Annotated in this window: 13 protein-coding genes; 1 reads left to right on the forward strand and 12 read right to left on the reverse strand. The window is 38.5% G+C overall.

Going from position 1 to position 13445, the window contains the following annotated elements; genetic code table 11:
* Positions 1 to 13: 13 nt before the first annotated feature.
* The 6 genes from pnpS to citZ all read right to left on the reverse strand — a co-directional run bounded on the left by pnpS (position 14) and on the right by citZ (position 6345).
* Positions 14 to 1411, reverse strand: a complete 1398-nt coding sequence (pnpS, locus tag GY23_RS15135) for a two-component system histidine kinase PnpS (protein ID WP_075620044.1) — start codon at positions 1409 to 1411, stop codon at positions 14 to 16.
* Positions 1408 to 2121 (reverse strand): response regulator transcription factor, encoded by a 714-nt coding sequence (locus GY23_RS15140; protein ID WP_075620045.1) that lies wholly within the window; start codon positions 2119 to 2121, stop codon positions 1408 to 1410. Before GY23_RS15140 ends, pnpS begins: the two co-directional genes overlap by 4 nt.
* Before the next feature lie 53 nt (positions 2122 to 2174).
* Positions 2175 to 2651, reverse strand: coding sequence for a MaoC/PaaZ C-terminal domain-containing protein (locus tag GY23_RS15145; protein ID WP_075620046.1), 477 nt, complete (start codon positions 2649 to 2651; stop codon positions 2175 to 2177).
* Positions 2652 to 2856: 205 nt separating this feature from the next.
* On the reverse strand, positions 2857 to 3795 hold the full coding sequence (gene mdh, locus GY23_RS15150) for a malate dehydrogenase (protein ID WP_075620047.1): 939 nt from the start codon (positions 3793 to 3795) through the stop codon (positions 2857 to 2859).
* A gap of 86 nt (positions 3796 to 3881) precedes the next feature.
* Positions 3882 to 5150, reverse strand: a complete 1269-nt coding sequence (gene icd / locus GY23_RS15155; RefSeq protein ID WP_075620048.1) for an NADP-dependent isocitrate dehydrogenase — start codon at positions 5148 to 5150, stop codon at positions 3882 to 3884.
* 79 nt (positions 5151 to 5229) lie between these two features.
* Positions 5230 to 6345, reverse strand: coding sequence for a citrate synthase (gene citZ, locus GY23_RS15160; RefSeq protein WP_075620049.1), 1116 nt, complete (start codon positions 6343 to 6345; stop codon positions 5230 to 5232).
* Positions 6346 to 6608: 263 nt separating this feature from the next.
* Here citZ and GY23_RS15165 point away from each other — a divergent pair, with 263 nt between their 5' ends.
* Positions 6609 to 7568 carry an AI-2E family transporter gene (locus GY23_RS15165; protein WP_075620050.1) on the forward strand — a complete coding sequence of 320 codons (960 nt, stop codon included), beginning with the start codon at positions 6609 to 6611 and terminating at the stop codon, positions 7566 to 7568.
* Here GY23_RS15165 and GY23_RS15170 read toward each other — a convergent pair.
* The 6 genes from GY23_RS15170 to GY23_RS15195 form a co-directional block, all read right to left on the reverse strand.
* Positions 7555 to 7938 carry an FxsA family protein gene (locus GY23_RS15170; protein WP_075620051.1) on the reverse strand — a complete coding sequence of 128 codons (384 nt, stop codon included), beginning with the start codon at positions 7936 to 7938 and terminating at the stop codon, positions 7555 to 7557. The two genes, GY23_RS15165 and GY23_RS15170, sit on opposite strands and share 14 nt — an antisense overlap.
* Positions 7939 to 8055: 117 nt before the next feature.
* Positions 8056 to 9816 (reverse strand): pyruvate kinase, encoded by a 1761-nt coding sequence (pyk, locus tag GY23_RS15175; RefSeq protein WP_075620052.1) that lies wholly within the window; start codon positions 9814 to 9816, stop codon positions 8056 to 8058.
* 21 nt (positions 9817 to 9837) lie between these two features.
* Positions 9838 to 10797, reverse strand: coding sequence for a 6-phosphofructokinase (gene pfkA / locus GY23_RS15180; RefSeq protein ID WP_075620053.1), 960 nt, complete (start codon positions 10795 to 10797; stop codon positions 9838 to 9840).
* 96 nt (positions 10798 to 10893) lie between these two features.
* Entirely contained in the window at positions 10894 to 11847 is a 954-nt protein-coding gene (gene accA / locus GY23_RS15185; RefSeq protein WP_075620054.1) for an acetyl-CoA carboxylase carboxyl transferase subunit alpha, read from the reverse strand.
* 1 nt (position 11848) lies between these two features.
* Positions 11849 to 12712, reverse strand: coding sequence for an acetyl-CoA carboxylase, carboxyltransferase subunit beta (gene accD / locus GY23_RS15190; RefSeq protein ID WP_075620055.1), 864 nt, complete (start codon positions 12710 to 12712; stop codon positions 11849 to 11851).
* On the reverse strand, positions 12709 to 13416 hold the full coding sequence (locus GY23_RS15195; RefSeq protein WP_425435001.1) for a FadR/GntR family transcriptional regulator: 708 nt from the start codon (positions 13414 to 13416) through the stop codon (positions 12709 to 12711). Before GY23_RS15195 ends, accD begins: the two co-directional genes overlap by 4 nt.
* Positions 13417 to 13445 lie beyond the last annotated feature (29 nt).

Consider the following 13445-nt stretch of genomic DNA (forward strand, 5'->3'; position numbering starts at 1 on the left):
TTTCCTCCTAAAATTAACTCCATAAAGGCAAATATACGGTAAACGTGGTGCCGACGCCAATTTGACTTTCAACCTCCACTTTTCCATGATGAGCCTCTATTAAATGCTTAACAATCGATAGCCCAAGTCCAGTACCCCCGGAATTACGGCTGCGATCACGGGCAACCCTGTAAAAACGCTCAAAAAGCCTTCCAATTTCAGAAGCCTCAATTCCAATCCCTTCATCCTCAACTTCAATTACCGCTTGACCATTCGCATGATAAAGGCGAATTTTAATGGTGGTATCAGCGGCAGAATATGTAATGGCATTAATCAACAAATTCATCATGACTTGAATGAGTCGATTGGCATCTCCGAGAACAGTGGTAGGCTCCTGTTGAACGTCCAGGTGAAGCGACTTTTCTTCAACTCTCGGTTTAATCATTTCAACTGCACGACCAATTACTTCATTCATATCGGTTGGATGCACGTCCACTTGAAACCCAGTTTGTTCAACTTTGGACAAATCCAACAAATCCTTCACCAAAAGTTGAAGGCGATTGCTTTCGGTATGGATAATTTCCAAAAATGACAATAAAGTGGCTTCATCCTGATAGGCTCCGTCAAGAAGCGTTTCCGAAAATCCTTTAATTGAAGTGACCGGTGTTCTTAGTTCATGTGATACATTTGCAACAAAATCTTTTCTGATTTGTTCCAGACGTTTCAATTCAGAAATATCCTGCGAGACAATAACAATACCTAACCAACGCTCATGTTCACCGAGGACTGGTGCCCCATATACATCCAGATGCTTTCTGTTTAATCCGGATGTGAATTCGAGTTGATCTCTTGCAGGTGATTCAGTCACAAAAATATTCTCAATAAAACGTTCAAGTACATGTGGAATATCTATTTCTTTGTAAAACTTCTCTTGAATATCATCCTTCGTCAAGTCGAATTCATTCATAAAGAACTTATTAACAAGCGAAATTCTCCCTTGTCTGTCAATCATAATAAGCGCACTGCCCATATTTTCAATAAGGGTCTTTAAGCGTTCCTGCTCCATTTCACGGACTGCAGTGATTTCCTGTAGATTTCTTGCTAGGATATTAATTGTTGTACTAAGTTGGGCCGTACCAAGTGATTCCGTCTCATAAGCACGTGCACGATAATTGCCTTTTGCCAGTTGCAAGGCTACCTGTGTGATGTTATCAATTGGCTGGGCATGTATTCTAATAATTCGATTGCAAATGACCGCCGATATGATTATGGTAACAATAAAAATGGATGCTAAAGAAACCCACACGGTTGTTATGTCTTCCGCATCCACATAAAACGAAAATAATTGACCAATCACAATAAACAGCCCAGCCAATAGAATCCCAATCCAAGCAAGAGTCGTTAATAGTAACCGATGCCGAAATGATTTCATATCACTTTTGGCTCCTCAAATTTATACCCAATTCCTCGAATAGTTTTGATAAATTGCGGTTTCCGACTATTTTCTTCGATTTTATCTCGTAAATGGCTAATATGTACATCAACAATTCGAGTATCCCCAGCAAAATCATAATTCCAAACCGCACTTAATAATTGATCACGTGTAAGGACACGATTCTTATTTTCCATCAAGTGTATAAGCAGTTCAAATTCTTTCGGTGTGAATTCCAATGGCTCTTCCCGTAGAAAAACTTCAAATCGATCGGGATATACTTGTAACGGTCCAAATTCATAGGAATGATCTTTTCCTTTTTGAGTCATTTCTTCTTCGGGTACATATGATCTTCTCAAAACTGCCTTAACACGAGCCGTTACTTCTCTTGGGCTGAATGGTTTTGTCATATAATCATCAGCACCTAGCTCAAGTCCTAATACTTTATCAAACTCATCGTCTTTAGCAGTTAACATAATAATGGGCGTGTTTATCTTTTGTAATCGTAATGCTTTGCAAACTTCAATACCATCCATTTTGGGAAGCATTAAATCAAGGATAATTAGGTCAGGCTTTTTTTCTAGTACCGCATCAAATCCTTCTTGGCCGTCGCTTGCAGTTTCAACAATATAACCTGCTTTTTCCAAATTATATTTTAGCAAGGTAACGATTGAGCTTTCATCATCTACAACGAGAATCCTATTTGACATTTTGTTTCCCCCATCATCGATTTAAAACCCCCATCTTAAACCGAAACCGTCTTCTAAAAATTTTCCATTGCTTGAGATGTTAAATGATTTTCCAAACGGGGTGGTGTCGCTGTGATTTTTCCTTCAATCACAGTATCCCCTTTATCATTCGTAGCAATCACTTCAATCTCCACTAAGTTCTTCTCAACATTCACTGAAGTAACTTGTAACAAAAATTCAATCGTTGCATAATGATACACTGGTTTCGGGAATTTTAGTTGTTGTTCCACGATATGTGATCCTGGTCCCGGTAAATATTTTGATATCGCTGAAGTCACGATCCCCGTCAACATGATGGTTGGAACAATTGGTTTTTCATAAACGGTTTGAGAGGCAAAATCGTGTTGAATATATAATGGATTGCCATCATTAGTTAAGCCCAAATATAATAGTAAATCCTTATCTTCGATTTTCTCCGTTAGTTTTAACTTTTCGCCAACTGACATATCTTCGACTTTTCTGCCGAGTTTTCGTTTCTTACCTAACAGCATCAGATATCCCCCTTGTTCATTTCTATCTTCATAGTATCAATAACTACAAAAAAAATCGAGCAGGGATTCCTACTCGATTAAAGGTTTATCTAGCACCAAGCACCAACTCGTTTGATATCTTTAAAGACCAGTATCGAAAATACCTTTTCGCTTTAGGCCGTTTATCGAAGAAAACAAGCGATTAACTTGCTAGCTGTTTCTTAACTTACGCTAAAATATCCATTACGTTACGTACAGAAGCAGCTGATTTGTCTAACTCAGCTTTTTCAGTTTCAGTCAATTCAAGTTCGATAATTTGTTCGATACCACCAGCACCAAGAACTGTTGGAACACCTAGGTAAATTCCGTCTAAACCATATTCACCTTCAAGGTAAGCAATTGAAGGTAACACACGACGTTGGTCTTTAAGAATCGCTTCTGCCATTTCAACTAAAGCAGCAGCTGGAGCGTAATAAGCTGAACCATTTCCTAATAAGTCAACGATTTCTGCTCCACCTTTACGTGTACGATCAACGATTTGCTCTAGACGTTCAGCATCGATTAATGTTTCCAATGGAATGCCACCAGCGTAAGAGTATCTTACCAAGGGAACCATATCGTCACCATGACCACCTAGAACAAATCCTGTAACATCTTTAACAGACATGTTTAATTCTTGTGCCACAAATGTACGGAATCGAGCAGTGTCCAGAACTCCTGATTGTCCAATTACACGTTCTTTTGGTAAACCAGATTCTTTATAAACTGTGTATGTCATTGCATCAACTGGGTTTGTCAAGACGATAATTGTTGTGTTTGGAGAATGTTTTACGATCTCACCAGTAACTATTTTCATTACTTTTTGGTTTGTTTGAACTAAATCGTCACGGCTCATACCCGGTTTACGTGCGATACCAGCTGTGATGATGACGATATCCGAGTCTTTTGTATCCTCGTAGTTAGAAGTACCAGTAATTTTCGCATCAAATCCTTGTACAGGACCAGCTTCCATCATATCTAGTGCTTTCCCTTTAGTTGGATTTTCCATTTGTGGAATATCAACTAATACAACGTCTCCTAATTCTTTTTGAGCTAAGAAGAATGCTGTAGTAGCACCAGTAAAACCAGAACCAATTACTGAAATCTTTCTACGTTTCATCGTCATCAAAAGCACTCCCTTAATTCATATGTAAAGAGGGTCGAAACCCTCTCCTACTAAATGTAGTGCACATTTAGCGCTTTATGTCTTAATTAAAGATTTTTGATTAATTCGTCAGCGAACTCAGAACATTTAACTTCTGTAGCTCCGTCCATCATACGAGCGAAGTCGTAAGTAACAACTTTAGAAGAAATTGTTTTCTCCATAGAGTCCATCACTAGTTTAGCCGCTTCTGTCCATCCAAGATGCTCAAGCATTAATACACCAGAAAGGATTACTGAAGATGGGTTAACTTTATCTAAACCTGCATATTTTGGTGCTGTACCATGTGTAGCTTCAAAAATAGCATGTCCAGTAATGTAGTTGATATTTGCTCCAGGAGCAATACCAATTCCACCTACTTGTGCAGCAAGTGCATCCGAAATGTAGTCACCGTTCAAGTTCATTGTAGCAACAACATCAAATTCGCTTGGACGAGTTAAAATTTGTTGTAAGAAGATATCAGCAATCGAATCTTTCACTAAAATTTTCCCTGCAGCTAATGCTTCAGCTTGTGCTTTGTCAGCAGCTTCTGCACCTTGTTCAGCTTTAATTTGATCGTATTGGTTCCAAGTGAAAGTTTGTTCAGCAAATTCTTGTTCAGCAACTTCGTAACCCCAAGTTTTGAAAGCTCCTTCAGTGAACTTCATGATGTTCCCTTTATGAACCAATGTTAAAGACTCGCGTCCTTCTTTAATGATGTAAGTAAGAGCAGCACGTACTAAACGTTTTGTTCCTTCTTCTGATACTGGCTTAATCCCAATCCCAGAAGTCTCTGGGAAACGAATGTTTTTAGTACCCATTTCATTTTGTAAGAATGCAATGACTTTTTTAACTTCTTCACTACCAGCAGCGAACTCGATACCCGCATAAATATCTTCAGTGTTTTCACGGAAAATAACCATGTCAGTGTCTTCAGGACGTTTTACTGGTGAAGGTACACCGTCAAAGTAACGAACAGGACGTAGACATGTGTATAAATCTAATTCTTGACGTAAAGCAACGTTTAAAGAACGAATTCCTCCGCCAACTGGAGTTGTTAAAGGACCTTTAATTGCGATTAAATATTCACGAATTACATCTAAAGTTTCTTCTGGTAACCATTCACCAGTTTGATCGAATGCTTTTTGACCAGCTAAAACTTCTTTCCAAACGATTGATTTCTCACCGTTGTAAGCTTTTTCAACTGAAGCTTCTAATACGCGTGCAGATGCAGCCCAGATATCCGGGCCAATTCCGTCACCTTCGATGTAAGGAATAATTGGGTTATTTGGAACGTTTAAGACACCGTTCTCTACTGAAATTTTGCCACCGTTAGTCATGAATAATTCCTCCTATGTCTGTTCGAAGGGCTCGTACTTTTTTCAAAGGAAAGCCCTGATTAATGTTGTATTTTAAAAATTAACGCTCGTTCACTGGCACATATTTTTGCATACCAGGTCCTGTATATTCAGCACGTGGACGGATTAAACGGTTGTTTGAATATTGTTCCAAAATGTGAGCCAACCAGCCAGAAACACGTGATACAGCAAAGATTGGTGTAAATAAGTCATGATCGATATTCAATGAATGGTATACAGACGCTGAATAGAAATCAACATTTGGCGGAAGATTTTTTTGGCCAGTTACGATGCCTTCAATTTTGACAGACATGTCATACCATTTTTCTTCTCCACGAATAGTTGTTAATTTTCGAGACATTTCACGTAGATGCTTCGCACGTGGATCACCTTTGCGGTATACACGGTGACCGAAGCCCATGATTTTCTCTTTGTTTTCTAATTTAGCATTGATGTAAGGTTCAACATTATCAACTGATCCAATTTCCATCAACATTTTCATTACTTGCTCGTTTGCTCCACCATGAAGTGGACCTTTAAGAGCACCGATTGCTGCAACTACACCAGAATAAACATCTGAAAGTGTAGCTACACAAACGCGTGCAGTGAATGTCGATGCATTTAATTCATGGTCAGCATGTAAAACTAATGCTTTATTGAAAGCTTCTTCTTCAATTGCAGCTGGGATTTCACCATTTAACATGTATAGGAAGTTCGCTGCATAACTTAAATCATTTTTAGGAGCGATCGGTTCTTGTCCTTTACGAACACGAGCAAATGCCGTAACTAGAGTAGACATTTTTGCTTGTAGTTGAATCGCTTTCAAGTAGTTCGCTTCAACTGACATATCTTCTGCATGTTCATCATACAATCCAAGCATAGATACGGTTGTACGAAGTGCTGTCATTGGGTGAACTTTATCAATTGGATATGTTTTGAAATGGTTAAGTACTTCTTGAGGTACCGCCATGTTATCCGCTAATTGTTGTTTAAGTTCAGCTAATTCAGCTGCTTTTGGTAAACGTTGGTGCCAAAGCAAGTAGATTACTTCTTCAAAACTCGCATTTTCAGCTAAATCGTCAATATCATAGCCAACATATGTAAGAGTGTCATCAATAATTGAGCTGATAGCTGATTGTGTTGCTACCACGCCTTCTAATCCTTTTGTTGATGTCATGTATATTCGCTCCTTTTTCTGTTTAATCTTCATCATTCCATAAAAAAATGCAGAATGATGGGTCATCTGCTCAATATAAACCTTTTTATTTAATCGCTTACATGTTCATTATAATCAATTTTGACTTCTTTGTGAATGAAAACACTCTATTTTCACCAATTTTCACAAAAAACATGATATCTTGTCGCAAAGCAGAGATATTCGGTCTAAACGATATAGCTATGTTTTCAAACATTATTTAAACTAATTTTGGAGGTGGACATGTGTATGAAACCATAGGCATATTTCTAAAAAAATGGTTACCTGTTGTTTTAATTTTGCTCATTACTTGGTTTATTTACCCTGTAACACTCGCCGTATTGATTGCCTACTTTTTACACCCGTTCGCTTTTTGGGTATATAAAACTAGTCACTTACCTCGATGGATTACAGCTTTATTATTGGAAAGTACTTTAATAGCGGTCATTATATTTGGCGCAACATTACTTGTTAAGGAACTCTTTGAGATCTTATTTCCACTTCGTATTCATTTAGAAGAAATCCAAATTTTATTTAATGAAAATATAGGAAATTGGAAATCAATCATTGAAGCTTTATCCATGGTAAGTGATGGATTAATCAAAAAAGTCACATTGTTTATACAACATCTTCCCGAACAATTTATTGAAACCTTCGTATTTCTAATTGCCCTCTTTTTTGCTCTACAAGAGTCTTTAAAATCTCGCACCTGGTTTTTTATTTATATCCCTTCCAAAACAAGAAAGACCTTCAAACCACTATTTTTAAGTGCCACAAAATTATTTGAGAAGTTCACAAAGGTAGGAGTCATTTTATTGTTACTGACTTTTCTCCAGCTTTGCATTAGCTTTTATGCACTCAAATTTCCATCACCAATTGGTCTAGCGATCTTAATCTCTTTTGCAGATGCCTTGCCATTTTTGGGCACAGGCATAATTTTAATCCCGATGGCTATCTTTTTCATGCTAACGAAACAAACAACCCTCGGGATTATTATTCTATTGCTATATTTATTCATATTGTTAACTCGTCAATTACTTGAATCGTTCCTTTGGGCAAACACCATGCACATTCGTTCTGTCCATGTATTCTTTATCAGTGCATGTTCATTATTGCTATTCGGTGTTCCAGGGATTATATTAAGTCCCTTTTTATTACTGGCTGCCGTTCATTTAAGTAAACATCAATGGTTTACCTCACAATGATTTGCCCTTTTTTCATTTTTCTTCGAATCCATTTATAAACAATTGGCTTGAATAACTGTCTTGTCGGTGAAAATAAAAAGAAGAATCCAAATAGATCTGTCGCAAATCCTGGAGATAAAAGTAAAAGACCTCCTGCAAAAATAAACAGTGCATTGACCATTGCGTCTCCTGGGGCTTGGAAATTTTTCATTTGGATTTGAATATCTCTGATTGCTTTCAATCCTTGTTTCTTCGCTAAATAAGCACCAAGTATTCCTGTTCCCAGGATGATAGCAATCGTAGGAAACAGACCTAATGTATTCCCCGACCAAATTAATAGGCTAATTTCTATTATAGGAACGACAATAAAGATTAATACTAACCATTTCATATTCTCATCTCCTATAAAAATGGCCTCAACACGTTTGCGTTGAGGCTTTTGTATGAAAAAACAGTTTCAAAATGAGCAATATTGATGCTCATTTTGAACACCTCTTACTTAATAAAGTTATAGAACACTTGCATGCCCATGATAAATGACACCGGATTCTGCGTCCATCGTAATTTCTTGTCCGTTACTTATTAACTTAGTAGCATTTTTCACCCCAACAATTACCGGGATTCCTAGACTTAATCCAACTACTGCAGCGTGACTTGTTAAGCCGCCTTCCTCCGTAATAAGTCCAGCACAATTTTCAATCGCCGGAATCATATCACGATCGGAACCAATAGTCACAATGATGGCACCCGCAGTATCAACATTTAAGAGTTCTTCTGCATTATTCGCAACAACAGTATGACCAAACGCAACCGATTTCCCAATCCCTTGTCCTTTTGCCAAGATGTCACCAATCACATGAACTTTCATCAAATTCGTTGTTCCAGCTTCTCCTACTGGAACTCCTGCAGTTATGATAACGAGATCTCCATGTTTAACATACCCATGCTTCAGGCTCTCTTCAACAGCAAGTTCCAAAACTTCATCAGTTGACCCTACTTTTTGACCAACAATGGGGTACACACCCCATACTAGTGACAATTTACGAGAAGGTCTGTCGGTAGAAGTAACAGCGATAATAGGTGCCCCTTGACGATATTTTGAAATCATCTTCGCAGTATGACCACTTTCTGTCGGTGCAATGATTGCTTTTGCTTTTAAGTTAATTGACGTGTGAGCAACCGCTTGACCGATAGCATCTGTCATATTGACTTCCTTGCTCTTGCTTTTAGCAGATACAATGGAACGGTAGTCAAGTGCCTCTTCTGTACGAATCGCAATCTTATGCATCGTGTTAACAGATTCAACTGGATATAAACCAGCAGCTGTTTCCCCTGATAACATGATTGCATCAGTGCCATCAAAAATTGCATTCGCAACATCACTTGCTTCTGCACGGGTAGGACGCGGATTACGTTGCATTGAATCTAACATTTGCGTAGCAGTAATTACTGGTTTGCCTGCTTCATTACATTTTCCAATTAAACTCTTTTGCACTAAAGGCACTTCTTCGGCTGGAATTTCAACACCTAAATCTCCCCGTGCCACCATTAAGCCGTCAGATACCATGATGATATCATCAATATTGTCGACACCTTCTTGGTTCTCGATTTTCGGAATGATTTGAATGTATTCACCGTTATTCTTTTCTAGTAATTCACGAATCTCCATCACATCTTTTGCACGACGAACGAAAGAAGCTGCTACAAAATCAACACCTTGTTCAATACCAAACAAAATATCTTGTGCGTCTTTTTCTGTGATTCCTGGTAGTTGTACAGATACTCCTGGAACATTTACACCTTTTTTATTCTTTAAAGTTCCTGCATTATAGACAATTGTATGAATTACTCCAGCTTGTTGATCGATATCCGTTACACGAAGTTCAATTAACCCATCATCCAATAAAATGACAGAGCCTTCTGATACATCTTCAATTAAACGTTCATATGTGATTGAGAACATTTCATTTGTCCCCAATACCTCAGTCATCGAAATGGCTAATGATTGTCCTGAAACTAATTCAATTGCATCATTCTGCATTTGATGAGTACGAATTTCAGGTCCCTTTGTATCTAATAAGATCCCGACAATTTTCCCTGTTTTTTTAGAAGCTTCACGAATACGTTTAATGCGTTCCCCGTGCTCTTCATGATTTCCATGGGAAAAGTTTAAGCGTGCAACGTTCATTCCCGCTTCAATTAATTGTTCAAGCATTTCTGGTGACTCACTTGCTGGTCCGATTGTACAGACGATTTTAGTTTTTCTCATAGTTGTATCCTCTCCATTACACTAAATGGCTAATTCTTTTGATAGTTTATACATAGATAAATCCGTAGAACGCTTTCCTTCGAAAGCCTCTGTCATTGAATAGTCTACCACTTCATGATTACGCATGCCAATGGCAAGTCCCCCATTCCCTTCCATCAATACCTCTACAGCACGAGCTCCAAAAAGGCTAGCTAATACCCGATCTCGAGCAGAAGGTGATCCACCACGTTGGATGTGACCTAGAACTGAAACACGCGTTTCGATATTACCATACTCTTTTAGTAAATCTGCAAATGCATTGGCAGACATTACACCTTCTGCCACAATGATGATACTATGTTTTTTCCCTCGTTCATGCCCGCTTCTCAGTCGAAATAATATATCCTCAATGTCGAATGCTACTTCGGGAATAACAATGGTTTCGGCACCACCAGCCAAACCTGCCCATAAAGCTAAGTCGCCGGCATTTCGCCCCATTACTTCGATGATGAATGTGCGTTCATGGGATGTCGCTGTATCACGAATTTTATCAATCGCTTCGATTACTGTATTTAGTGCAGTATCGAATCCAATTGTATAATCTGTCCCTGGTATATCATTGTCAATCGTTCCTGGTACTCCGATACAAGGGAATCCTTTTTTCGTTAGCGCCATCGCTCCACGGTAAGAACCATCTCCACCCACTACAATCAGTGCTTCAATGTCATGTTTCTTCATTTGATCAATCGCTTTTTGTTGTCCTGCCTCGGTAATAAACTCTGGACATCTAGCTGAATGTAATTTCGTTCCGCCACGTTGAATAATATCACCAACTGATCCTAGGTCAAGCTTTTCAATTTTTCCGTCAATCAATCCTTGATAGCCATTGTGGACACCCATAACTTCTATCTCATGGTAGATTGCCTTACGTACTACTGCACGAACCGCTGCATTCATACCTGGTGCATCTCCACCACTAGTTAAAACACCTATTCTTTTCATTAAAGATTCCCTCCCTTGCAAATACCTATACTCACATTACCACGTTTGAATAGGTGTTGTCAGCGACAAAAAAAGAAGGATGCGAAATCCGCATCCTCATTCAATAAATTCACCGATTGATTTAAATTTTTCATAACGGTTGTCAACTAATTGATCCCTACTTAACTTGCTCAATGAATCAATTGATCGTTGTAATGTTTCTTTCAAGAACATCGCTTGTTGTTTCGTATCGCGATGTGCTCCACCATTGGTTTCTGGAATAATTTCATCGATGATTCCCATTTGCTTCAAATCGGGAGCCGTAATTTTCATGGCTTCGGCCGCGGTTTGTGCAAATGCTGCGTCTTTCCAGAGAATCGAGGCTGCTCCTTCAGGTGAAATTACAGAGTATGTCGAGTTTTCTAGCATATGAATATGATTCGATAAACCTAATGCTAGTGCCCCACCACTTCCACCTTCTCCAATGACAACACTGATCACAGGAACTTTAAAACCAGCCATTTCAAATAAGTTTCGTGCAATCGCTTCACTTTGTCCTCGTTCTTCTGCGGCTTTCCCAGGATACGCACCCTTTGTATCAATAAAACAAATAATCGGTCGACCGAATTTTTCTGCTTGTTTCATTAATCGAAGTGCTTTACGGTATCCTTCAGGATGTGGCAAGCCGAAGTTACGTCGAATATTTTCTTTTGTATCTTTCCCTCGTTGGTGACCAATAATCGTAATTGGTACACCATTAAATGCTGCAATGCCCCCAACGATTGCTTCGTCGTCGCCATATAAACGGTCACCATGTAGCTCGATAAAATCCGTGAATATTTCTCGAATATAGTCAAGAGTTGTAGGGCGTTCAGGATGACGTGCAATTTGGACTCGATCCCAAGGACGTATATTGGTATAAATATCGGTTTCCAATTTTATAAGACGATCTTCTAAATGTTGTATTTCATCCGTCAAATCGACGTCAGTAGTTGAAGTGAATTCCTTCAACTCACTGATTTTTTCTCGAAGTTGAATGACTGGTTCTTCAAAAGGAAGTGTTTTTACCATGTTAGTTGACTCCTTTCGTATGAAGTTTCACTAGTGTGGAAACCGTTTCTTTCATAGATAAACGATGCACAACCGCATCTAGTTGACCATGAGCTAACAAAAATTCGGCAGTTTGGAAATCCTCAGGAAGTTTTTCGCGAACCGTTTGTTCAATGACTCGTCGACCAGCAAAGCCAATCAATGCTTTTGGTTCAGCCAAATTAATATCTCCTATTGAAGCAAAACTAGCAGAAACACCGCCTGTAGTAGGGTGTGTCAATATGGAAATAAACAGGTGACCTTTATCGCTGTGACGTTTTAATGCAACACTGGTTTTAGCCATTTGCATCAATGATAGGACTCCTTCTTGCATACGTGCACCACCACTTGCTGTGAATATGATAAAAGGAACTCCCTGTTTCGTCGCCTCCTCAACAGCTCTTGTAATTTTTTCACCGACAACAGACCCCATTGAACCCATTCGGAAATGTGCATCCATGATTGCTACTACAATTTTTTGTCCATCTAACGAACCAGTACCAGTTAATACCGCTTCATTCAATCCTGTTTTAGCTGAATCCGCTTTAATCTTTTCCGTATAGCCAGGGAAATTTAACGGATTGACAGTTTGCAAATGATCGTCCATTGATTGAAATGATCCTTCGTCCAAGAAAATTGCTACACGTTCATATGCGGTCATTTTATAATGATGGTTACATGCTATACAAACTTTTTTATTGTTGACCAAATCTTTCGTTAAGCCAATATGTTTACACTCCGGACATTTCGTCATGATTCCCTCGGGTACATCTGTTTTTGAAGCCTTGCTTGGAATGGTTGCATATTTCTTTTTTCTGTTTTTCGAAAATATATCACGGATAATCATATAATCTCTCTCCCTTTTGATAACCAATCTGTCCAAGCAGCAAAAGTGCCTAGCGCTTGTTCAATTTCCCCATCGATAATGGCTTCAATTAGTTTCTGAATGTATCCCTTTTCTTCTAATGTGGAATATCCTTGAAATGGATGTTCACCAAACTGCTTTAATAAAAACCACATTTTTAGGGACAAACGATTATTGCTCGAAATAAGGATTTCACGAATCAAATCTTCTCTTATGATTGAGCCTTCTTCTGTTAATTGATTAAGTAAACTAGTCCATACAGGTAGTTGATTAAGTTTAGATGATCCTACAACAATACGGATTGCTTCTTTTTCATGTAGTTCACGTGTTACCTGTACATCTTCTAATGCTTTTGAGTCTTGTAAAATAAAAGTAGCTAGCACATCCACTAATTTATGTTTTCTATAATCTGTTAGAAACGTTCCTTCGCCACGTTTTGTCTCGATTAATCCTAGAAGCTCTAAACTACGCAATCCTTCTCGAACGGTTGATCTCCCGACTTGTAGTCGTTCTGCCAATTCCCGTTCTGATGGTAGTTTCTCCCCTGGTTTTATGTTTTCTGCTTGAATCAGAAGTCGAAGTTCACGAACGATTTGTAAGTACATTTTTGTCGTTTGATTGGTCATGTCAATCCCTCGTACTTCCATATATTTCAAAGTGGTCTGACCACTCAATAAAACTATCATACAAAAAATTTGGTTCCGTTGCAATGGAA

It is taken from the genome of Paenisporosarcina indica (assembly GCF_001939075.1).
Lineage (GTDB): Bacteria > Bacillota > Bacilli > Bacillales_A > Planococcaceae > Paenisporosarcina > Paenisporosarcina indica.